Below are 22,548 nucleotides of genomic sequence, written 5' to 3'. Positions count from 1 at the left end.
CATGGGACAGCTTGATAACGTGCAGTATAATGATTGCGGAATGCCTACTTTTGATACCAAAAATTTGGTCATCCGTGAAGATATTATGGCGAAAGCCAAGGAGCTTGCCGAACTGATCGGTACCAGCGAGGAAGTAGAACACTTCAAGAAGGCGGAACAAAAGATTCAGAATCATGAGCGTGTCCAAGGTCTTATACAGACCATTAAGAAGAAGCAGAAGGAGATTGTGGCCTTCGAGTCCTTCGAGAACAAAGCCATGGTTGCCAAAATTGAAAAGGAAATTGAAGAGCTTCAGGATGAAATTGACAGTATACCGCTTGTGACTGAATTCCAGCAAAGTCAAAGTGATATTAATTATCTGCTTCAGCTTGTCGTGTCTGTAATCCGTGACACGGTATCTGAGAAAGTGAATGTAGAAGCTGGAACCGAAGCAGCGCCTAGCAGCTGCGATTAATGGAATGATGTGCGGGGGAGTTCTTCCGCACATTTTTTATTCAACAGGCTTGAAATGCTCAGAGAGACAGAGAATGGAGGATTTACAGGATGGAATGGGCAGAAATCATGGAACGAAGCAACAACTCTTTTTGGGGCCATCTTGGAGGTCGCGTGATGAGTGTCAGTAAGAATAAGGTAGAGGCTACCTTGACAATTGAACCGAAACATCTAAATTCGGTCGGGATTGTTCACGGCGGAGTGCTCTCGTCACTCATGGATCAGGTCATGGGTTTTGCGGTGATTGCAGCAAAGGATGGACGTCAGGGTGTAACCACTCACCTGAATGTGATCTTCCTGGCCCCGATGGGCCTCGGAGAAGTCTTTGTGACGGCGTATCCTGTGCACGAAACCTACCGGACGCTCACCCTTCATGCCGAAATTCGCAATGAGGAACAGGTCCTGGGCTGTATAGCCACGGCTACATTTCGATTACCCAGTGAGAAACACTGAGCTTGATGATTCATCTTCAGACAAATAAATTAATATGGTGATGTAGGATGACAAATGAACAGGAGCACAATAGGCCGCCCTATGATGCGAAGAAGTACAGGACGCCCGATGGAATTCCTGCAGATATCGTGATGTTCACCTTAACGAAGCAGGAGCGGCGGGCCGCGACCAAATCACTGCCCATATTCGATCTCAAGGTCATGCTGATCCGGCGTAAGAGTTGGCCGTTCGCAGGTGCCTGGGCTCTTCCCGGTGGTTTCTCGCAAGAAGACGAATCCTTGTACGAGACAGCCAGCAGAGAGTTGATGGAAGAGACAGGGGTGGAAGGCCGGCATTTGGAGTATTTGGGCGTATACAGCAAGCCAGGAAGAGATCCAAGGGGATGGATTATCTCCCATGCCTTTTTTGCCTTCGTGGAGGAGTGGGTGCTTGAGAAGAGACAGGCGGCTGACGATGCCCAGAAGGTAGGTCTGTTCACGATGAAGGAGGCGCTTGAAGAGCTTGAGCTTGCCTTTGACCACCGTGAAATATTAAAGGACGCTTACAAAAGAATTCAGCAGCAGATGCTTCAAACCACGATTGCGAAGCAGTTTCTTCCCGAGCACTTCACACTAAGTGAGCTTTATCAGGTGATTCAGACGGTTGTGCCCGATTTCGCAGAGCTTAATTTTATTCGAAAAATCACTTCAACCCGCAGCAGGCAGGGGATTTTGGAGGAAGTGCGGGACGAGAACGGTCAGCCCTTGCTGTCCAACCAATATTCCCAGCGGCCAGCCCAGCTGTACCGATTTACAGATTTCACTCCGCAGTTGTCCATATACACCTGATTTTTGGGGATAGACTAATAAAGGAGATGATTTTATGAAAGCCTTAATCGTGATTGATTTCACTAAAGATTTTGTGAATGGCAGTCTTCCGGTAGGAGAGCCGGCTGTCAAGATTGAGCCTGTGGTATCAAGGCTTACCGAAGCCTATGTTCGCCGAGGTGATTATGTGGTTATGGCTGTCGATTTGCATGAAGCAAACGATGCTTACCATCCGGAGACCCGACTTTTCCCGCCTCATAATATTCAGGGGACAGAGGGACGGGAGCTGTTCGGTTCCTTGGGGCAGGTATATGAGAATCATAAGCAGCAGATTTACTGGATGGACAAAACCAGATACAGCGCTTTTTGCGGAACAGACCTTGAACTGAGGCTTCGTGAGCGGGGGATTGATGAGGTTCACCTGATCGGAGTATGTACGGACATTTGTGTGCTGCATACGGCTGTAGATGCTTATAATAAAGGATTTAAAATTACGGTGTTCGAGGATGCCGTTGCCAGCTTTAATGAAGCAGGACATTTATGGGCTCTTGGGCATTTCAAAGGCAGTCTGGGTGCAGAAGTCAAGCCCAGTGAACAAGCTTAATTAATTCCCTGTACAAGCTGCAGGAGGCGAGAGGAAGAGAGACATGCAAACCAATAGCTTAGCGCTGCATACGGATAAATATCAGATCAATATGATCTATGCTCACTGGATGAATGGAACACATTTAAGAAAAGCCGTGTTCGAGGCTTATTTCCGCAAGCTCCCGTTCGGGAACGGATATGCTGTTTTTGCCGGTCTGGAACGGATTGTCAGCTATATTAACCAACTGCATTTTACCGAGCAGGATCTGAGCTACTTAGCCAAACAGGAAGAGAATTACAAGCCTGAATTTCTGGAACTCCTTCGCAGTTTCAAGTTTCGCGGAAGTATCTTCTCGATGCTTGAAGGAGCTTTGGTCTTTCCCAATGAGCCGTTAATCCGTGTGGAAGGCAATATTATGGAGACTCAGCTTGTAGAGACGGCGATACTTAATTTCATGAACTATCAGACCCTGATTGCGACCAAAGCTTCCCGAATCAAGCAGGTAGCCGAGCAGGATGTGCTGCTTGAGTTCGGCACCCGGAGAGCCCAGGAAGCTGATGCTGCAGTCTGGGGAGCGCGGGCTTCATACATATCCGGATTCGATGCAACGTCCAATATGCTCGCAGGTGAATTGTTCGGAATCCCGACCAAGGGAACTCATGCCCATTCCTGGGTTCAGCTGTTCGATAATGAACAGGAAGCCTTTGAGATGTACGCCAAAGCTATGCCGGATCAGGTTACGCTGCTGGTGGATACCTTTGACACTCTGAAGAGCGGAGTACCGCATGCCATTCAGACAGCGAAGCATCTGGAGTCTATAGGCAAAAAAATGGTGGGAATTAGACTGGACAGCGGCGATTTGGCCTACTTGTCCATTCAAGCCCGCAAGATGCTGGATGAGGCAGGTCTGGACTATGTGAAAATTGTGGCTTCCAATGATCTGGATGAGAATACGATCTTCAACCTCAAAGCACAGGGTGCCAGGATTGATATTTGGGGCGTGGGAACCCAGTTGATCACCGCAGCCGATCAGCCTGCTCTGGGTGGTGTCTATAAGCTTGTTGAGCGTGAGAAGGACGGCAAGATGGAGCCGACGATCAAGATCTCCGGCAACCCCGAGAAGGTCACGACGCCAGGCAAAAAAGAAGTCTATCGTATTATCAGCAGCGGTAGCAACAAGGCAATTGCGGATTACATCAATCTTCCTCATGAAGAGAACCCGAAATTAGGTGGCAAGCTGAAATTGATAAATCCACTGCATCCTTACCTTCAGAAGACGGTTAAGCATTTCTATGCCATTAAGTTACTCGAGCCCATCTTTATTGATGGAGAGCTTGTCTATGAGCTTCCAGGGCTGGAACAGATCCGCGATTACCATAAGGAGCAGATGCAGCTGTTCTGGCCGGAATATCTCCGTAAGCTGAATCCGGAAATCTACCGGGTCAGCTTGAGCCAGGAGACCCTGGATATGAAGCAAAGACTGCTTGAGGCGTACTTGGAGCCTGATACCGAGGAATAGAGGAATCCTGTATTATTTCTCGGGAAAGCGCAGGAAATCCGGAAATCCGGCTTAACTCGACATGGATCAGGCATCGAGCGGGGAATAGCAGGAGATTTTGTTATCAAATCTAACGAGTTGTTCAGGAGGAAATCAGATGAATGCTTCTTTTCGAGCTTTTCGGGTTCACCAGGATGAGGAGGGGTTCCGTGCCCTTGTGGAGGAGATCGGGCAGCAGGATCTGCCGCAGGGAGATGTGCTCGTCAAGGTCCACTATTCAAGTGTGAACTATAAAGATGGTTTGGCCAGTATTCCTGAAGGCAAGATTGTACAAAGATACCCCTTCATCCCGGGGATTGACCTGGCCGGGGAAGTGATCGAATCCGGGAGCTGCGAGTTCCGTCCAGGGGATGAGGTGCTCTGCACGGGTTACGGGCTTGGCGTGTCCCATGAGGGCGGGTACGCCGAATACGCCCGGATCCCCGCCGATTGGCTGGTCCGCCGGCCGGACGGCCTATCGGCCAAGGAAGCCATGGCCATTGGCACGGCCGGCTTCACGGCGGCGCTCTCGGCGGAGCTGCTGCTGCGCAGCGGGCTCACGCCGGAGAAAGGCCCCGTTCTAGTTACCGGGGCCACCGGCGGTGTGGGCAGCATGACCGTCGACATCCTCTCGAAGCTGGGCTTCGAGGTGACGGCCAGCACAGGCAAAGCCCCGCAGGAGGCGATGCTGCGGAGTCTTGGCGCGGCGGGCGTAATCTCGCGCGCCGAGCTTGCAGCAAGCGCGGCCAAGGGCGCGCTTGGCCGCGAGCAATGGGCCGCCGTGGTGGATCCTGTCGGCGGCCCGGGCACCGGTGAGCTGCTCAAGGTGATCCGGTATGGCGGGGCAATCGCCCTATCCGGCATGACGGGCGGCGGCAAGTTCGATGCCACCGTGTATCCTTTTATTCTGCGCGGGATTCAGCTGCTGGGGGTTGATTCTGTCCAGTGTCCGATGCCACTGCGCCAGAAGCTGTGGGATCAGCTCGCCCGGGATTGGAAGCCGCAGCGGGTCCTACAGCAGGCGATTAGTGAGTTCAGTCTAGAAGAGCTGCCTAAGGCGCTCAAGGTCGTTCTCGCTGGAGAAGCGGTAGGCAGACAAGTGGTAAGGCTTGGCTAGAATAAGCCTCATACACTAACACAGCAAAAACACTTCAGTCCCTGGTGGACAGAAGTGTTTTTTTGTTATGCCGCGCTTATTTCTTGTATATTTCACGCATGACATGACGCAGCTCAGGAAGAATGATCCGCTCCATCGCCAGCTTTACTGCCCCTTTGGAGCCTGGCATAGAGAATACGGCTGTAGTTCCGATCGTACCGGCAATCGCCCGGCTTAAGATCGCAGCTGAACCAATATCCTCAGTGAAGCTTAAATATCTGAATATTTCCCCGAATCCGGGCAGTTCCTTGCTCAGAAGGCTTCGGACTGCTTCATAGGTCGTATCCCGTGGGGCGATTCCGGTCCCTCCGGTTAGGAGTACCGCTTCGATGGAGGGGTTCGCGGCTGCCTCCCGGAGAAGCTGGCGAATATCATCATAGTCATCCTGGACAATCCTGTATCCCTCAATTCCGTATCCATTCTCTTCTAGCAGGCTTTTCATGAGAGCGCCGCTGCTGTCTGTCTCGGGAGTGCGGGTATCCGATACCGTAATGACCATACATTGGACTGATCTTGGAGCTTCACTGCGATGTTCGTCTACAGATCTGAGCATAGTAACCTTCTCACTTTCTTATTGAGGAATTTAAGAGAATACTAGATGGGTTTATTATATTTTATCACAAATTAAGTCCTGTCCCAGATATTAAGGCTCCAATTCCTGGTCCTCCTCCAGCTTGCATCGAAGATGCGCATATAGTAAACTGCCTTTCAAGGTTACCAAGCAAAGGTCGGAGGAGATAGTATGAATTTAGAACATCAGCAAGTATTACCTGTATATATTTTGTCAGGATTTCTCGGCAGCGGGAAGACGACACTGCTTCAACAGCTGATTACTTACTGGAAGAATCAAGGTCTTCGACCAGCTGTAGTGATGAATGAGATAGGGGATGTGAACCTGGATGGGCTCCTTGTTGAGGAGGAGGTGCCTATGGCTGAGATGCTGAGCGGGTGTATCTGCTGCTCTATCCGTGCGGACTTAAGTAGTGAGATGTCCGAGCTGATCGCACGGGAGCAGCCGGATGTGGTCGTGATCGAAGCCACGGGTGCTGCCAACCCGATGGAGGTTCTGGATGCCGTAGCCGAGGTTGCACTTTATCAGAAGCTGGAGATCAAGCCGATGATTACCGTCGTGGATGCTCCGCATTTACTTGAGCTGGCCAGAACTCAGAAGGGGAAGACTTACAGGCTGATGCAGGAACAGATTCGCTGCGGATCGGTGCTGATCTTGAACAAGATCGACAGAGTGGATCATGCAGAGGCTGACGAGCTTCAGAGGCAGCTGGCGAGTTGGAACTCTTTTGCCAAGATTATTCCGGCTGTTAAGTGCAAGGTTGATCTGTCCGAGCTGCTCCAGTTCGAAGGGAGTCATCAACAAGGAACTCCTGTAGTAGAAGGTAAGCATTTACACGGACAAGAACCCCATACTCACGTAAGGCCCGAACAAGAAACAGGAGCAGACGGCCGTCTGGGATCAAGCTCAGGCACTCATCAGGAATCCGGCAGTGAGGGAGAGCATGCGCACCTTCATGCTTCACATGAACATGTCACCGTGTATACGCATTACTTCCAAACTGATGTGAATAGCGAATTGTTCGAGCAATTTATCAAGGAGCTGCCAAGAGATATATACCGGGGTAAAGGCGTGCTGACCTTCTCGGATACATCAAGCCGGTTCTTATTTCAGTATGCTTACCGGGAATCGGACTATATGAAAATTACCCCCCAAGGAAATATCCCGGACGTCGCGGTATTTATCGGGGAGCATTTTGATAAGCAGCTGCTTGCACGCCGCCTGCTTGAGCTGGAGGAAAGCGGAAAGGCCCCTGGCAGTATCTAGGAATTTGGCACAGCTTCGTTTCAACCGGGACAGAGTACGGTAATTACATAGTAAGAAATCGAGCATGTTCGAGAATAAATATTCAGGAGGAATGTATATGATGACTCAAGATCAACCCTATCGCGAATATATAGAAGCCAGCCTGGAGTGCATGAATGCATGTAATTACTGTTATGTCTCGAGCTTGAAGGAGTATGAGTTAGCCTCACTAAGAGACTGTATCCGAATTGTCCGGGAATGTGCTGACATCTGTATGTTCGCAGCAGATGCCTTGTCACGGGGTACCCTGTTTGCCAAAGAAATTATGGAGCTGTGTGCCAAAGCATGCGAAGCCTGTGCGGAGGAGTGCTCCCATCATGAGCATGATCACTGCCAAAAGTGTGCGGAAGCCTGCAAGCGGATGATTGAGCTTAGCTGTGTACATAGTGCCTGATTGAACTCACTGACATTCAGCGGACACGGCCCGGCTGCCCGGGATATTGCTATCGTATCCTCTGTACACCTAACTTCCACAGAGTGGAAGGATTCAGGATGATTCGGGAGGATATGTAAGGATTTCTATAAATATGGATTGGCATGCTTCTTTTATTGTAACTGAGCCGATCTCAGCTGCTTTTAAGCAGGGAGAGGTGGTTTTACCAGTAAAAGAATTGTCTTTATACTAAAAGATGTGGGTTAATTGCTCGCAAAGAATAAAAGAGGAGATGGCATACTTGGCTTATGATGAAGTGTTGGAACGCCGAAGTGAAATGTTGAAACGACGGATTGGCGAGATGATCGTCAAGGAGAACCAATATGGATTAGGAAATCAAGAGGGTCATTTTCTACAGCGTATGATTCGGGAATGGCACCAAACCGAGTTTGAAATGAATGGTAAAACCCTGAGTTAATTAGGCAGGCCAGCAGATCGTGTTCCTACGATTTGCCGGCCTGGATTTTTTTGTAGATGGAAATGAGTATACTGACTTAACAGAGTACATCTTGGGCAAAGCGCTCAATGAACCGGCGTGCACTCTTGGTTAAATAACGATCCTTTAGCCACACTAAGCCTACGTCTGATTGAAAATGAGCATCCGATAATTGTACAGTCCTGATCTGGGGAATGGGAAATGCACTCATAACAGACCCGGGCAGTACCGTGGCCCCTATTCCGGCAGCAACAAGCGCTATAATAATGGCCACACTGGAGCATTCACATATGATATTAGGCTCAAATCCATGCCGTCTGCATTCCTGCAGAACTTGCTCGTGCATTCGTGTAGTCTGGTCGGTCTTCAGAGTAAGAAAGGGCAGATTCGCTAACTCAAGCATATTCATGCTTTGAAGGCCGCCTACCCGAAGTGAATCGCTTGGAACGACAGCAACATAAGGATCCGACGGAAGAGGCAGAACCTCGAACTGTTCATTCAGATCCGCTTCAAAAGGAAGCCGGGCAACAATGAGTTCAATCATGCCTTTAGCGAGCTGGTCGCCGAGCAGAAAGTGATCCCCCTCCGTAATCTTGAACGTCACCTTGGGATATTGCTCACGGAATAGTTCAATGGGGCGGGGAAGCAGGGATATACATGACACGACTGATCCGATTGAAAGGGAGCCCTGAATCCCTTCATTATGTTCCTTCACTTCCTTGATTGTCTCGTTGAAATGAAGCAGAAGTGATTCTGCCCGTTCCCTTAACAGTTCGCCCGAAGGGGTTAGACGAAGCGACTTTCCGCTGCGGTCAAAAAGAGTAACGCCAAGCTCCTGCTCAATCAGCTTGAGCTGTCTGCTTAATGGAGGCTGCTCCATATTAAGCACCTTGGCCGCCTTAGTAATCTGACCTTCTCTTGCAATAGCGAGAAAATAACGCATTTGTCTTAAATCCATAGGTCTGCCCTCCACCTATACTCAAAAAGTATGGAAATCCGATAAAATTGATCCTTTTCAATATGTATGAAGTAATGATACCATTTAATTAATTAATGTGCAGCAGTGAAGGAGCGTTATGAAATGACCTATACAATCACGATTGAACAAAGCAGCAGCAAGAAACAGAAGCCAGCCGACCATGAACTGGGATTCGGTAAATACTACACGGATCATATGTTCATTCTCGATTATGACCAAGGTAAGGGATGGCATTCCGCGCGGATTATTCCCTATCAGCCCATTACGCTTGATCCTGCAGCCAAAATTTTTCACTACGGACAAAGTGTCTTTGAAGGACTGAAGGCCTACCGTACGGAAGATGAGCGTATCTTGCTATTCCGTCCGGACCGGAACTTCAAGCGTCTGAATCTGTCCAATGCCAGACTCAGCATTCCTGAGCTGGATGAGGAGCTGGCTTTGGAAGCCCTTTTGAAGCTGCTCACCGTCGATCAAGACTGGATTCCTTCGTCTGAAGGAACCTCGCTCTATATCCGGCCTTTTATAATTGCAACGGAGGCGGCACTGGGAGTAGCGCCTTCCACTCAATATAAATTCATGATCATCCTCTCTCCGGTGGGATCTTACTACGAAGAGGGCATTCATCCGGTCAAGATTTATGTAGAATCCGGTTATGTTCGTGCCGTTACCGGGGGCGTGGGCAATGCCAAGACGGCCGGTAACTATGCCGCGGGTCTCAAAGCCCAAGAGGAAGCTTCGGAGAAAGGCTATTCGCAGGTTCTGTGGCTGGATGGGGTTCATAAGAAATATATTGAAGAAGTCGGCAGCATGAATGTGTTCTTCAAGATTAACGGCAAAGTGATCACTCCGGCTTTGAATGGTAGTATCCTCGACGGGATCACACGCAGTTCCATTATTGAGCTTCTGCAGCAGATGGATATCTCTGTTGAAGAACGTCAGATCTCCATGGAGGAAGTCTACACGGCTTATCAGGATGGAACGTTGGAGGAAGCATTTGGAACGGGAACAGCTGCAGTGATCTCCCCGATTGGAGAGCTGCATTGGAGAGATGAGCAGTTAACCATTAATCAAGGACATACAGGTGAGCTGGCAGGCAAGCTGTATGAGACGCTTACCTCGATTCAGCTTGGCCGAATTGAAGGTCCTAAGGGCTGGGTCGTTGAGTTGCCAAAGTCCTGATCCATAATTGAAGTTGTGGGGTGTTGCATGTGCTATTTCCGGCTTGCGGCACCCTATTTTTGTATTCTGCCTTGACTGGTTTAAATGCGTAATGCATCCTGTTATGATATATGGAATGAACTACTAAGATTCGAAGGATGGTTCGGCATGAAGGATATGAACGGAATGGACAGTGGACAAGCCAAGGAGCTCTTTTCCTACTTCGGCTTGGCCGTATATTACTCGCAGGCTCTCGAACAGCAGCTTGCGAACTTGATCATGCTGATGAAGGTGGCTGACGGGAAGGTTCCGTCTGAGGAAGATTTCTCGGAGCTGTTCCAGCTTAAGCTCAGCAGTTCACTCGGTCAGCTGGTGAGGGAGATTGAGCATAATTTCTCTTTTTCCGAAGAAGAGATGGAGCAGTTAAACCGGTTATGGAAGCAGAGAAATTACATAGTTCATGATTATTTTAAGGAACGGATTCACGAAACTTTTACCCAAGTTGGAAGAGCAGCCATGATTAAGGAGCTAAAAGCCTTCCGAGATGAGGCTCAGGCTCTGGAAATAAAGCTTCAGCATTATTCAAGCCTTCTCTATGATCAGGTGAAGGTGGAAGATTAATGCAACATTTTCCTGTGGGGAACCGTTAAGAGGGTGGAGGTGTTCAGAGACATGAGGAATAAAAGTAAAGCCATATCGGCACTGGTGTTGAGCTGTTCGTTAATGGCTGTCTCCTCGGCATCCGCTTTCTCGGACGTTAAGGGACAGGATTCCGAAGTGATCAATTCGCTTCAAAGCAAGAAAATTATACAGGGGATAACCAAGGATAAGTTCGCACCGCAAGGCAAGCTGACCGCTGCTCAAGGAATTCATCTGGTAGTGAAAGCGCTCCAGCTGAAGTCGGATTCTGCGGCACAGCCGGAGAAAGGCGCAGCATGGTATGCAGAATCGCTGAAGATAGCGAAAGCGAATGGAATTCCGGTAGACCTGGCAGCGAATCCATCAACAGAACTGACGAAGGAACAATTTGCCCATATTTTGTACAAGGGAATTCGGGCGACTGGGGAATACCCGCTGATCAAGATGTATATCCAGGTGGCTGATGACAGCGATACTACACCGGATTACCAGGGCAGCATTCAGAACCTGCTGCTGATGAAGATTGCTTCACTGGACAGCAGCCAGAAGTTCCATCCCAAGGATAAGATCACTCGTATGGAAGCTGCTCTGATGGTCTATAAGGCTGCTGAGTTCGTGAACAATCACAAGGCTGCGCAGAATGAGAACCAGCAGGTTACTTTCTCGGTTGAGAAGGTTAACGATCAAGTGAACAAGGTAGTGCTGACCCGGGCACAGCAACCGAATCCCGGATACAGCATCTCGATTGAGAAAGTTGATTTCACTGCAGAAGGGAAGGCCATTATCTATTACAAGCTTGGCTCCCCGGATCCTGACAAAATGTACACCCAAGTGATTACAGATACGAAGACTGAGACTTATCTCAGCAGCAAGTATCAAGTTGAGATTGCTTTGTCTGAGTAAATCTAGAGTGGTAACAGCAATAAAGGGGCCGACCTTCAAGATCATTGATCTTGAGGGTCGGCCCCTATTTGCTGATGGTTTAAGTCCTTGGTGCAGAGTTTAAGGCTAAGGGATCCTGCGTTCCCTGAGCAGCGGGAACTTCGGCAGAAGATCCAAGCTGAAGCTGATACATTTGGTGATACTTGCCTCCCATGGCGAGAAGCTCGTCATGCGTACCCTGTTCCACAATTTCACCCCGGTGCAGCACCAGAATTTGATCTGCACTGCGGATAGTGGAGAGGCGGTGCGCAATAATGAAGGTGGTGCGGCCTTTCTTCAGCACTTCCAGCGCAGACTGGATCAGCGCTTCGGTCTCGGTGTCGATATTCGCAGTGGCTTCATCCAGAATAAGAATAGCTGGATCGAAGGCTAGTGCTCTTGCGAAGGAGATGAGCTGGCGTTCGCCCGCAGATAAGGTGCTGCCTTTCTCAATAACAGGTTCATCGAGGCCGCCTGGAAGATGGGACAAGATGCGCTCCGCTCCGACATCTCTCAAAGCCTTCTCTACTGTCTCCCTGGAGATTCGCTTATCCCCAAGGCTTACGTTGGAAGCAATGGTTCCCGTGAACAGGTAGGGATCCTGAAGCACGATACCCATGTGCTGACGAATCCACTGTTTTGGTAATTCGGTAACCGGGGTACCGTCAATTGTGATAACACCCTTCTGAGGATCGTAGAACCGGAACAGCAGGTTAATAATGGAACTCTTGCCTGAACCGGTGTGACCTACCAGAGCTACCGTCTGACCCTGCTTAGCCGTAAAGCTGATATTTTTGAGTACATAATCACGTTTGTAGGCAAAAGAAACATCTTTAAATTCAACATTCCCCTTATACCGCGGCATAGCGCCGTCCGTGACCTGCTCTCCAGGTTCGTTCATCAATGTAAAGACCCTGCCTGCAGAGACCATGGAAGAATCGAGCGCGGCCAGTTGATTGACCATCCCGGTGATCGGTTGGAACAGGCGTCCCAGAATATCCACAAAGGCATATAGAACACCCAGAGACACCACACTAGCTCCGCCGAGTGCAGAGGAACCGAAATACCATAAGATAATTGCAAACGTGCCGCTTCGTAGTACATTAACGAGGTTGTGGGAGGTAAATGCATTCAGATTCAGCATCTTGTTCTGATGCTTCATGTAATCATCGTTAAGGGATTCGAATTCTTCCGTGGTCTGTTTCTGTCTCCGGAATACTCGAATAATGGACATCCCTTGGATGGACTCGTTAATGATTGCATTAATCTCGCTCAATCTGGAGCGGATAATCGTATTGTAGCGGGTGGCAAATTTACGATACAGCACCACCCACAGAATCAGGATCGGCACGATGAACAGACAGGTAAGCCCGAGCCGGGCATCCAGCAGGAACAAAGCGATATAGACCCCGATAATATTGATAATTCCGGTGAAAAAATTAGATAGGACCGCAATGAACAGGTCCTTCACGGCTTCTGTGTCATTCGTAACCCGGGAGACCACCTTGCCTGCAGGCAGATTGTCGAAGAAGTTCACAGGCAGCCGCTGGATGTGAGCATAGACATCAAGTCGAAGCTTCTGAATTACGCGGTTGGCTGAAGATTGCAGCCAGTAGGTCTTGCCGAATTCCATAATAATCGCAATTGCCAGAAAGCCAAGATACCAGCCCAGCAGCTGAACGATACCAGGGAACTCAGGTTTGTAGAACGAATAGATTTCGGCATTGCTGAGCTGTCTCGCTGGATAAGTGTCGGTCTGTGATCCATGGGTTATGGATAGCTTCCCATCTTGGAAAGATCTATCACCGTCCTTGGCTGTTATCGCTCCAAGAGCTATAACATAACCTTTTCCAACCTGAAGAATGCGGACTTCCTGTCCTTTTGGCTCTCCAGGGCCAAAGCGGTCTTCTCGCTTGTAGAGTTCGTTATTGTAGGAGACGGTGTAATCATCTTTGGTCTGAGTCTGGAAGTAGGACTTCTCAATGGCCAGTACATGGTCGTCAATCATCGTTCTGGCGATGAAGGGGCCGGCAAGATCTGCGGCTACCCCAATGGCGAGCATGATTAATGCCAGAATAAATGTTTTCTTGGCGGTCAAAGCGTATTTAAATAGAGATTTTCCCGTGCTTGTATGCAATTAGGACACCTCCCCGTCTGTAAGATTGGATTCCACCTGCTGTCTATCGTACTGTTCACGGTACCAACCGCCTTGGGATAGCAGCTCCTCGTGAGTTCCTTGTTCAATGATTTGCCCTTTCTCCAGGACAATAATGTGATCTGCGTGTTCGATAGCAGAGAGCCTGTGAGTGGATATAAGTGTTGTCTTGCCGGAACGCTTGCTCCGGATATTCTCAATAATTCGGGCCTCCGTGCGCGCATCGACCGCAGACAATGCATCGTCTAGAATTAGAATTTCTGGATCGGCAATGAAGGCTCTGGACAGCGATACCCGCTGCTTTTGTCCGCCGGACAGGGCGACGCCTTTCTCACCTACAAGCGTATCCAGCCCATCGGATAAAGTCTTGAGATCCTGATCGAAGGCTGCCGTGTGGATCGCCTCCAGGATGGTCTCGTCGGAAGCATCCTGCAAGCCGAACTGGATGTTCTGGCGGACGGTCTTCGAGAAGAGAATTTGTTCCTGTGGCACATAACCAATCCAGGAATGCAGCTTCTCGGCAGGGATATGCTCAAGCGGCACACCCGAGATCAGAATTTCGCCCGTCCCGAGCGGATATTCATGAAGAAGCTGCTTAAGCAGGGTAGACTTCCCGCTGCCGGTTCTTCCAACAACACCAAGCGTTTCGCCAGGGTGTAGACTAAGGTTGATCTGCTTCAAATTATCTGCAGCGGATGTAGGGTAGCGGAAGGTCACATCCTTGAACTCGATACGTTCTGGCTCATCGACCTGAGCAGGTGTGGATTTATCCTCCACATCCGGTTGGGTATACAGAATTTCATTGACACGGTCTAGCGAAGCTCCGCCCCGCTGCATGACGTTGATCAGTTCACCAATGGCGAACATCGGCCAGATCATCATCCCGAGGTACATATTAAAGGAGACGAGTTCTCCTAGAGTAAGTTCATTATGAAAAACAAGATATATCCCGTAGGCGAGGCCGATGGCGTAGCTGATACCGACACATAGGCGAATCGTAGGCTCAAAAAATGCATCAACCCGGGCTACAGCCAGGTTCTTCTCGTAGACATCATTTGTGATGGATTCAAATCTTTGCTCATCATTACGTTCTTGAACATAGGCCCGGATTACACGGATTCCGGCAACCGATTCAAGCACCTGGTCATTCATGTCCCCGAAAGCATCCTGCGCTACGGTGTACCGCTGGTGGATGACTTTCCCGTAAATGCTCATGGCAAGTGCGATGAAGGGGAGCGGAATGATGGCAGCTAGGGTCAGCTTCAGACTGATGATGGTACTCATCGCGATGAAGATAACCGCCAGGAAGATCGTCGAGTCTGTTAGGGTCAACATGCCGAATCCGGCCGTCTGCGCCACCGATCGAAGATCGTTCGTAGCCCGGGCCATCAGGTCCCCGGTCCGATTGCGTTCAAAGAATGGCGGAGTCATCCGAAGCAGATGGGCCATGAATCTGGATCGCAGCAGCCGCTCGACCAGGTTGGATCCGCCGAACAGCTCCCGCATCCATATGTACGTAATGAAATAAATAAAGACAAGCATGCCGAGAATCATCAAAATATATTGGGTAAGCGAAGTCCAGGAAATCGATCCGTTGACAATCTCGTCAATCGCATTGCCCAGCAGACGGGGCGGTGCCAGCTCGGCAATTCCCGCTACGATCAGCAGGACCAGACCGACAGTGTAACGTCGTTTTTCTCTTCGGAAAAACCAGCCCAAGTTTTTGAGAACTGAGAACATAGGGTTCCCTCCTTTGGTTTTGGTAAAGTTAATTTGCTCTAGAATTAACACTGCAATTTCGCGGAAAAACAAAAAAGGCATATCGTCCGTAAACGATATGCCTTCCTATTTCAGGGTCACATAGCACGCGTACGTTACTTGAGCACAAGTAACCGCCGCAGAACAAAGTAAGATGCTCCAGGAGCAAGATTCCAGTTCAGCTAAAAGCCAATTCCGATCATTGCAGGGTTACTTCCGGTATTCAGTTGTTGAGATTTGGCTGCATATTCAAGTGCAGTCATGAGATGATCTTTAAACACCGTATTCACCCTTTCATTTGGAAATTTGTACAAAAAATTGTTCGTACGCTGACGATTTTATCACCCGGTTCGGAAAGATGTCAAACTTAATTTTGTTTTGTATCCAAAAAAGGACGTTTGGCATTCCGGGGCTCTTGGTCTACAATGGAGTATGAAGAGCATTAAGGAACACCCCATGGTGCTCCACTTTAGAGAGAAAACGAAGGAGATGAAACTGATGATCCACGTTACTGATTCAGCAGCAAAGTGGTACAAAAAGGAATTGGAGCTTCAGGAAGGGCAGGCGATCCGTTTCTTCGTACGCTACAGTGCCGGCGGCCATATTCATCCCGGATTTTCCCTCGGTATTGGCACCGAGAATCCAAGTTCGCCGGGATGTGTAACGGAGGCGGAAGGGATTACGTTCTACATGGAAGAACAGGATTTGTGGTATTTGGAAGGCTATGATTTGAAGGTAACTTACGAAGAATCGTCCGACGATATCGCTTATAAATATGTGAAGGCCAAACCTAAGACAGCTTAACTTTGCCATATCAAGCAGCTCTAACAGGCCCGCTCACTGCGGGCCTGTTACTATGTCTGCTGTGAATCCGGAACAATGGGTTCCAGGGCGAAATGAAAGTCTTGAATGTCAAATACCTGTACAGGTATTTCCGCCTCAATAATCCGGCTGATCATTTCCGGCTGATCGGTTAGAATGGGAGTGGACTCCTTAAGAGAAGACAGTACAATAACGGTCTCGATAGGATCCAGGAATTCACCATACTGTTCATTATCAAGAGCATGAACTACGGTTAGTGAGACGGACTTGCTTAACAGGATAGAGGGGCTTTTAGACCAAGGAACACTTAGTGCACGCTCCAGCTTCTTGCGGTTAAGGGGCTCCTCTAAATAAGCAATCAGCTCGTTAATTTTGCTCTTCACGTGCAGATCGTCATTGGGGTCGCTCATCAGGTGCTCCGTGCTGCTTTGAAACTCATATAGCTCCATGATTGTAGGATACGGTACAATATATTCAACGGGTGTCTCCGGGGCTGTGATCTCCCCATAAATGGCTAACATCACCGCTTCAATAACAAATCGATGTGGCATGAATTTCCTCGCATTCTTCAATATATGCAGTAGAGTATATCATAACTGTAGGGCTAAAAAAACAGCGTGGGTACGTAATTCATCCAGGAATCGCAAATATGACAACAAAGGGAAGTGCGCATCTATTGAGTCAATGGAAAGCTTATTTTGTGTTTGTAAAACCTTATACGAAATGGATTATTGTAACCGTGCTGATCGGGATTCTGAAGTTCGGAATTCCTTCCTTGCTCCCCTTAATCCTTAAGTATGTAGTGGATGATCTTATGCTGAATCACAGCATGACCGTACAGCAGCAGATTCAGCAGCTTATGCTGGTACTGGGGGGAACCTTCTTCTTGTTCGTGATTGTTCGCGGACCTGTAGAGTATGCGCGGCAGTACTTCGCCCAGTATATTACGGCCAAGATCCTGTTCGATCTGCGAAGCCGGCTGTACGAGCATCTGCAGCGGCTGTCGCTGCGGTATTATCAGAATACCAAGGTAGGAGAGATTATATCCCGGTTCATTAACGATGCGGAGCAGACCAAGAATATCGTTGAGGTCGGCATGATGAACGTCTGGCTGGATCTGTTCACCCTAATCTTTGTGCTTGGCTTTATGCTTTATCTGGACCCGGTGCTGACCGTGGTGTCTGTTGCTATTATGCCTCTTTATGCCCTTGCTGTAAAAATATTGTACAAACGTCTCAAGAAGCTTACCAAAGACCGCTCGGCTGCCTTGGCGGGGATTCAGGCCTATCTGCACGAGCGAATTCAAGGGATTTCGGTCATTCGAAGCTTTGCCCTGGAAGGGTATGACCGCAAGCTGTTCGGAAAGACGAACGGAGCCTTTCTGCAAAAGGGGCTTGCCCAGAGCCGCTGGAACGCCTGGACTTTTGCCATTATCAATACACTGACTGACATTGCGCCGCTGCTGGTTATTGGCTATGGGGGCTATCAAGTGATTCAGGGACATTTGACTTTGGGGACCTTTGTCGCCTTCTTCGGTTATCTTGACCGGCTGTACGCGCCTTTGAAGCGCCTGATCAATTCATCAACCACTCTGACTCAGGCCACGGCTTCCTGGGAACGTGTACATGAGCTGTTAAAGGAACCTTATGATATGAAGGACGAGCCCGATTCCGAGATTCTGCAGGCCGATTCCTGCAGTGTATCCCTTGAGAACGTCTGGTTCAAGTATCATGACGAAGGTGGCTGGGTGCTGCGTGATATTTCTCTGAGTGTTCAGCCTGGGGAGACGATTGCTTTTGTCGGAATGAGCGGCGGGGGCAAATCCTCTCTGGTAGGTCTAATCCCCAGATTTTATGATATCCAGCAGGGATCTATCATGGTGAATGGACAGGATGTCCGGCACTATACGATGCAGAGTCTGCGAAGCCATGTAGGTATGGTGCTACAGGATAATTTTCTCTTCAGCGGATCGGTAAGAGACAATATTATTCTGGGTAATCCGGATGCAGAGGAGGACGCGGTTATTGAAGCCGCCAAGGCAGCGAATGCCCATGACTTTATCATGAAGCTTCCCCAAGGCTATGATACGGAAGTAGGTGAGCGGGGTGTGAAGCTGTCTGGAGGACAAAAGCAGCGGATTGCGATAGCCCGGGTATTCTTGAAAGACCCACCAATTCTTATCTTGGACGAAGCAACTTCTGCCCTTGATCTTGAGTCTGAGCATCTGATCCAGCAATCTCTGAGGGAGCTATCAACGAATCGAACTACACTTGTTGTGGCACATAGGCTGTCTACGATCACGCATGCCGACCGGATCTATGTCATGAAGGACGGGGAAGTAGTCGAGTCGGGAACGCATGATCAGCTGATGGCCGAGGAAGGCGTCTACGCCGGTCTATATAGTATACAGAATCTTCAGTAAGACATATTGCAGTTAGCTCATATAAATGTGAAAAGCCTTCATTGCCGCTCGAAAGGGGCAGTGAAGGCTTTTTTGCAGTGCATGACTAGCTTCTCTCAATTAATAAGGACAACAGTCCTGCTGCAATAAGAGGGCCAACCGGCACTCCTTTGAAGAAGGCGACACCAATGACGGTACCGATCAGCAGGCCGGCTACGACGGTTGGCTGACTGGTCATCAAGGAGGCACCCCGGCCGCCAAGATAGGCTACAAGTATGCCGACGGCAATGGCACACAGTGATTTCCAGTGAAAGAACGAGGCCCACAGCATCTGTGGGGACAACTTACCGCTGGCTACAGGAGACATCACACCGATCGTAAGCACAATGATTCCTGCAGTTAGCCCGTATTTGTCCAGCCAGGGAAAGGCCTGATTCAACTTGGTCACTCTTAGAAGCAGCAGTACAATCATGGCTACCGTTATGGGCATGTTACCGCTGATGATTCCCAGTGCCGCCATAAATAACAGAAGAAGTGCCGTAATATCAATCTGGGCCATCATGTTTATGACTCCGCCAGAGGAGCTTGCGCAATATGTCTGGCAATAAGCTTGCCGTGTCCGCGGCCCGACTCAATAAAGACTTCATTCGCATTCCGTCCGGATGCTACGACCCCGGCGATATACAGGCCCGGGATGTTGCTCTCCATCGTCTCGGGATTGAAGACCGGCTTGTCCATGTCTTCGGACATTTGCACTCCAGCCGAGGCCAGCAGCTTACGGTCAGGCCGAAAGCCTGTCAGCGCAAGAACGAAGTCGTTCTCGAGCTCATCCGTTGTTCCATCTGATAGAGATTCAATAACGATACGATCCGGGAGAATAGAGACGACACGGGATGAAGTGCGCATGTGAATCCGTTCTTTTTCAAGCATGGCTTCAAAGATAGGTTTGACCCAAGGCTTGATGTGTGAGGAAATCCCCTCACCCCTATAGATAATCGTAACCTCTGCACCGACACGAAGCAGCTCCATCGCTGCATCCACAGCGGAATTACTGCCCCCGATAATCGCTACCTTCATCCCCGTATAAGGGTGGGCTTCCCGGAAATAGTGAGTCACCTTCTCGGTGTCTTCTCCAGGTATACCCAGAATATTAGGGTGGTCGAAGTAACCGGAGGACAGGATGACATTACGAGCCGGGTACTCCATTTGGTCCCCCGATGAGGTCCTGGTTCTGACCATAAAGGTTCCATCCGGCTGACGATCTATGCTGAGAGCCTCCTCATAACAATTCACGCGAAGATTATAGTGAGAGGCTACTCTGCGGTAATATGCGAGAGCTTCATGACGATAGGGCTTGTCAAGCGGGGTTACGAAAGGTATGCCCCCAATCTCAAGCAGCTCTGAAGTACTGAAGAATTGCATGTGCGTAGGATATAAATATATAGAATGAACGATGTTGTACTTCTCGATCACTCGTACGGACAAGCCTTGAAGCTGGCATTCGATGGCGGCGGACAGCCCGCAAGGTCCAGCACCAATGATAACTACGTCTTCCAATGGAAGTCCTCCTTCATAATTCTCTAATAATCTGCTTTCTTGGCACGATAGGTACCGGGTACCCTTTGGATTGAAACACTCTAATCCTACAGCAATTGAAACTTAATTTCCAGAGTTGACAAAGAGTAAGTAATTTGATTATTATCTAATTAGATATTTATCTAAACGAAAGGGTGAATCTATTGCAGCTGGATAAGCTTGTTGCCTATCACAAAGCGCTGGGTGATCCGACGCGGCTTCGCATGTTAATGCTTCTCTCTGAGGGGGAGGCCAGCGGCCAGGAGCTGGCCGATCATCTGAACTTGTCGCAGCCAACCATTACCCATCATGCGGCCAAGCTTCGGCAAGTCTCATTGCTGAATGAGCGAAGGGAGAAGAACACGGTATACTTCTCGCTCAACCGTTATTTTATCGAGAATCACGCTCTCGCTACGCAGCAATTCATATTTAAGAAGAAGGAGATAGTGGAAGGAATGGAGGATAAGAATGACTCGCTTAAGGAGTCGGTGCTCCGCAATTTTTTTACCAAGGAAGGCCAGCTGAAGCAGATTCCCGCACAGCTTAAGAAGAAGCTGATTGTACTCGAGTATATGGTATCGAAGCTTGCCCCTGGTCACAAATATAGCGAGCGAGAAATTAACGAATTCATCAGACCCATGCATGAGGATTACGCCACCCTTAGACGGGAGCTGATCATGCACCAGTTCATGTACAGGGAGAATGAGGAGTATGAGCTTAATCCGCGGGAAATGTGGACTGATTGGAGATCGCTTAAGTAATACGAAAATATTTTTGCGAAAAATGCATAAAGTTAGCGATTAACCATATGCAAAAAATAATTTTCAGGATACAATAATAATGTAAGCGCTTCCTGACAATGATGAATAACAGGGAGGTATCCATTATGTTGTTCTGGAAAAATAAACGCAACCGCACGAATCGTACCGCCATACATGTAACAATCGAAGACGTAAGAAGAGCCGTGCTCAAGTATGAAGATGAGATGCCGACACCCATCAACCGGATGTCACTCTTGCAAAGTGATGGTACGATAGATCTATCCAGGCTTAGCCGGTATCTAGGCGGTGTATCCGATCAGAAATTCTATCTCTCCCGGGAGACCTACGAGATTTTTCCCGAAGAGGAACGGCATATCCCCTACTTTCTGGATTTGGTACAAAATGCCGTGGACGACTATGTGACCGAGACAGGAAATTTGCCGGTAATTCAGGGTTCTCCGGAGTTCGAGGTAGACTTCAAAGTGCTGATGAATGAGCACTATTTGAATGAGCTTCCAACAATTCCGCTGTATGTTACCGAGCAGGAGCTGATGCTGACCCACCGCCCTGAAAGAGCAGGTATGAATGGGGTTCAGCAGGATTCCTCAGTGATGATTCTCGAAATGTGATCTTTTGGAATGGATGTTGGCTGCTTAATGAACAGGGCGCCCGCAAGCAGAATGATCTGCTTGCGGGCGCCCTGTTCTGTAGTTATTGCAGGTGAACGCCGGTTTATCGATGCTTAATAGGCAGCCAGGCCAGCACGTCTTGGATGCGAGCATCCCAGTAATCCCAGTCATGGTCTCCAGGGCCTTCCTCGTAGATATAATCCATACCTGATTTGCTGAGTGCATCTCTAAAGGCTAGGTTGTCTTCATAGAGGAAATCTTCGGTTCCGCAGCACTGGTACAGCTGTGGCTTGGCCCCAGCTTGCGAACTGGTGCGCTCGAGCAAATAGAACAAGTCATCCTTAGTACCGCGGATATCCTTGTCTCCGAAGATTTGGGCATACAGCTCGGGAGCCCGCCCCTTCATCGACTCTACAACAACAGCTCCTGACAAGCTTGCTGCGGCTGCAAAAAGCTCAGGATGACTGAGAGCAAGCTTGAAGGCCCCGTAGCCGCCCATAGATAAGCCTGCGGTAAAGTTATCCTCCCTAGCACTCGATAGCGGGAAGAAGGAGCGAGCGATCCGCGGCAGCTCCTCGCTGATGAAGGTCCAGTAAGCCCCGCCGCTAACCATATTCGTATAGAAGCTGTGGTGCACCTGGGGCATAACCACGGCTATTCTGTATTTGGATACATATCGTTCAATCGAAGTTTGTCTTGTCCATGCGGTGTCATCGTCCGATAGACCATGAAGCAGATATAAAGTAGGGTAGACTTCCGAACGTTTATCGGAATCTGAAGCGGGATCAGGCAAAATGACGGTCATTGAGGTGTGGAGTCCAAGAACTTCCGAGTAGAATCTGCATTGAATCAGTGCCATGTGATAGCATCCCCTTGAAATAATTTTGTGAAAAATGTATGAAACTCTGTGAAAAAATATAAAAAAGTTTTAGTATATAAAGAATAGTCCAATTTTATTATATTGTGCGGCTGAAC

General features: G+C 49.0%; 24 protein-coding genes. 16 read left to right on the top strand and 8 right to left on the bottom strand.

Translation table 11 applies throughout. The features are described 5' to 3' along the window. Position 1 precedes the first annotated feature (1 nt). From ACEN86_RS13150 to ACEN86_RS13125, 6 genes are all read left to right on the top strand, one after another. On the top strand, positions 2-454 hold the full coding sequence (locus ACEN86_RS13150; protein ID WP_495631077.1) for a YlbF/YmcA family competence regulator: 453 nt from the start codon (positions 2-4) through the stop codon (positions 452-454). An 89-nt stretch (positions 455-543) separates the two neighbouring features. Beyond that, positions 544-945, top strand: coding sequence for a PaaI family thioesterase (locus tag ACEN86_RS13145; RefSeq protein ID WP_495631076.1), 402 nt, complete (start codon positions 544-546; stop codon positions 943-945). Between the two features lie 47 nt (positions 946-992). Further along, on the top strand, positions 993-1,772 hold the full coding sequence (locus ACEN86_RS13140; protein WP_495631075.1) for an NUDIX domain-containing protein: 780 nt from the start codon (positions 993-995) through the stop codon (positions 1,770-1,772). 34 nt (positions 1,773-1,806) lie between these two features. Beyond that, entirely contained in the window at positions 1,807-2,355 is a 549-nt protein-coding gene (locus tag ACEN86_RS13135; protein ID WP_495631074.1) for a cysteine hydrolase family protein, read from the top strand. Between the two features lie 43 nt (positions 2,356-2,398). After that, complete coding sequence (locus ACEN86_RS13130; RefSeq protein ID WP_495631073.1) at positions 2,399-3,856, top strand: nicotinate phosphoribosyltransferase; 1,458 nt, start codon at positions 2,399-2,401, stop codon at positions 3,854-3,856. Positions 3,857-3,992: 136 nt separating this feature from the next. Further along, on the top strand, positions 3,993-4,991 hold the full coding sequence (locus ACEN86_RS13125; RefSeq protein WP_495631072.1) for an acrylyl-CoA reductase family protein: 999 nt from the start codon (positions 3,993-3,995) through the stop codon (positions 4,989-4,991). Positions 4,992-5,067: 76 nt separating this feature from the next. Here the strand turns inward: ACEN86_RS13125 and ACEN86_RS13120 are convergent, their stop codons facing one another. After that, a complete protein-coding gene (locus tag ACEN86_RS13120) occupies positions 5,068-5,583 on the bottom strand; it encodes a MogA/MoaB family molybdenum cofactor biosynthesis protein (RefSeq protein ID WP_495631071.1) in 516 nt (171 codons plus the stop codon). 189 nt (positions 5,584-5,772) lie between these two features. On the opposite strand from ACEN86_RS13120, the gene ACEN86_RS13115 reads away from it, so the two are divergent. The 3 genes from ACEN86_RS13115 to ACEN86_RS13105 all read left to right on the top strand — a co-directional run bounded on the left by ACEN86_RS13115 (position 5,773) and on the right by ACEN86_RS13105 (position 7,757). After that, positions 5,773-6,867: a CobW family GTP-binding protein gene (locus ACEN86_RS13115; protein ID WP_495631070.1), complete on the top strand. Its 1,095-nt coding sequence runs from the start codon at positions 5,773-5,775 to the stop codon at positions 6,865-6,867. A 100-nt stretch (positions 6,868-6,967) separates the two neighbouring features. Then, the gene (locus tag ACEN86_RS13110) at positions 6,968-7,300 is read left to right on the top strand and encodes a four-helix bundle copper-binding protein (protein WP_495634303.1); all 333 of its coding nucleotides are present in this window, start codon (positions 6,968-6,970) and stop codon (positions 7,298-7,300) included. Positions 7,301-7,580: 280 nt separating this feature from the next. After that, complete coding sequence (locus ACEN86_RS13105; protein WP_495631069.1) at positions 7,581-7,757, top strand: hypothetical protein; 177 nt, start codon at positions 7,581-7,583, stop codon at positions 7,755-7,757. 76 nt (positions 7,758-7,833) lie between these two features. Here ACEN86_RS13105 and ACEN86_RS13100 read toward each other — a convergent pair whose 3' ends face one another. After that, the gene (locus ACEN86_RS13100; RefSeq protein WP_495631068.1) at positions 7,834-8,733 is read right to left on the bottom strand and encodes a LysR family transcriptional regulator; all 900 of its coding nucleotides are present in this window, start codon (positions 8,731-8,733) and stop codon (positions 7,834-7,836) included. 123 nt (positions 8,734-8,856) lie between these two features. On the opposite strand from ACEN86_RS13100, the gene ACEN86_RS13095 reads away from it, so the two are divergent. The 3 genes from ACEN86_RS13095 to ACEN86_RS13085 all read left to right on the top strand — a co-directional run bounded on the left by ACEN86_RS13095 (position 8,857) and on the right by ACEN86_RS13085 (position 11,454). Continuing rightward, positions 8,857-9,933, top strand: a complete 1,077-nt coding sequence (locus ACEN86_RS13095; RefSeq protein WP_495631067.1) for a branched-chain amino acid aminotransferase — start codon at positions 8,857-8,859, stop codon at positions 9,931-9,933. Positions 9,934-10,080: 147 nt separating this feature from the next. Then, on the top strand, positions 10,081-10,533 hold the full coding sequence (locus tag ACEN86_RS13090; protein ID WP_495631066.1) for a hypothetical protein: 453 nt from the start codon (positions 10,081-10,083) through the stop codon (positions 10,531-10,533). 51 nt (positions 10,534-10,584) lie between these two features. Next, positions 10,585-11,454 (top strand): S-layer homology domain-containing protein, encoded by an 870-nt coding sequence (locus tag ACEN86_RS13085; protein ID WP_495631065.1) that lies wholly within the window; start codon positions 10,585-10,587, stop codon positions 11,452-11,454. Positions 11,455-11,533: 79 nt separating this feature from the next. On the opposite strand, the gene ACEN86_RS13080 is transcribed toward ACEN86_RS13085, so the two are convergent. Then, entirely contained in the window at positions 11,534-13,609 is a 2,076-nt protein-coding gene (locus ACEN86_RS13080; protein WP_495631064.1) for an ABC transporter ATP-binding protein, read from the bottom strand. Further along, positions 13,610-15,367: an ABC transporter ATP-binding protein gene (locus ACEN86_RS13075; RefSeq protein ID WP_495631063.1), complete on the bottom strand. Its 1,758-nt coding sequence runs from the start codon at positions 15,365-15,367 to the stop codon at positions 13,610-13,612. A 513-nt stretch (positions 15,368-15,880) separates the two neighbouring features. Between ACEN86_RS13075 and ACEN86_RS13070 the strand changes: the two genes are divergently transcribed. Then, positions 15,881-16,189 (top strand): HesB/YadR/YfhF family protein, encoded by a 309-nt coding sequence (locus tag ACEN86_RS13070; protein ID WP_495634302.1) that lies wholly within the window; start codon positions 15,881-15,883, stop codon positions 16,187-16,189. 50 nt (positions 16,190-16,239) lie between these two features. Here ACEN86_RS13070 and ACEN86_RS13065 read toward each other — a convergent pair whose 3' ends face one another. Beyond that, the gene (locus tag ACEN86_RS13065) at positions 16,240-16,758 is read right to left on the bottom strand and encodes an ADP-heptose synthase (protein ID WP_495631062.1); all 519 of its coding nucleotides are present in this window, start codon (positions 16,756-16,758) and stop codon (positions 16,240-16,242) included. Positions 16,759-16,883: 125 nt separating this feature from the next. Between ACEN86_RS13065 and ACEN86_RS13060 the strand changes: the two genes are divergently transcribed. Then, positions 16,884-18,629 (top strand): ABC transporter ATP-binding protein, encoded by a 1,746-nt coding sequence (locus ACEN86_RS13060; protein ID WP_495631061.1) that lies wholly within the window; start codon positions 16,884-16,886, stop codon positions 18,627-18,629. Positions 18,630-18,714: 85 nt separating this feature from the next. On the opposite strand, the gene ACEN86_RS13055 is transcribed toward ACEN86_RS13060, so the two are convergent. Together ACEN86_RS13055 and ACEN86_RS13050 are read right to left on the bottom strand one after the other, a co-directional pair. Beyond that, positions 18,715-19,167, bottom strand: coding sequence for a DUF441 domain-containing protein (locus tag ACEN86_RS13055; RefSeq protein ID WP_495634301.1), 453 nt, complete (start codon positions 19,165-19,167; stop codon positions 18,715-18,717). A 5-nt stretch (positions 19,168-19,172) separates the two neighbouring features. Further along, positions 19,173-20,165 carry a YpdA family putative bacillithiol disulfide reductase gene (locus ACEN86_RS13050; protein ID WP_495631060.1) on the bottom strand — a complete coding sequence of 331 codons (993 nt, stop codon included), beginning with the start codon at positions 20,163-20,165 and terminating at the stop codon, positions 19,173-19,175. Between the two features lie 182 nt (positions 20,166-20,347). Between ACEN86_RS13050 and ACEN86_RS13045 the strand changes: the two genes are divergently transcribed. Next, entirely contained in the window at positions 20,348-20,944 is a 597-nt protein-coding gene (locus ACEN86_RS13045) for a DUF2087 domain-containing protein (RefSeq protein WP_495631059.1), read from the top strand. A 125-nt stretch (positions 20,945-21,069) separates the two neighbouring features. Continuing rightward, positions 21,070-21,573 carry a DUF3939 domain-containing protein gene (locus ACEN86_RS13040; protein WP_495631058.1) on the top strand — a complete coding sequence of 168 codons (504 nt, stop codon included), beginning with the start codon at positions 21,070-21,072 and terminating at the stop codon, positions 21,571-21,573. 103 nt (positions 21,574-21,676) lie between these two features. Here the strand turns inward: ACEN86_RS13040 and ACEN86_RS13035 are convergent, their stop codons facing one another. Next, positions 21,677-22,432: an alpha/beta hydrolase gene (locus ACEN86_RS13035; RefSeq protein WP_495631057.1), complete on the bottom strand. Its 756-nt coding sequence runs from the start codon at positions 22,430-22,432 to the stop codon at positions 21,677-21,679. Between the last annotated feature and the right edge of the window lie 116 nt (positions 22,433-22,548).

Source organism: Paenibacillus sp. Paensp111 (assembly GCF_059492195.1).
This window is presented reverse-complemented; position numbering and strand designations above follow the sequence as displayed.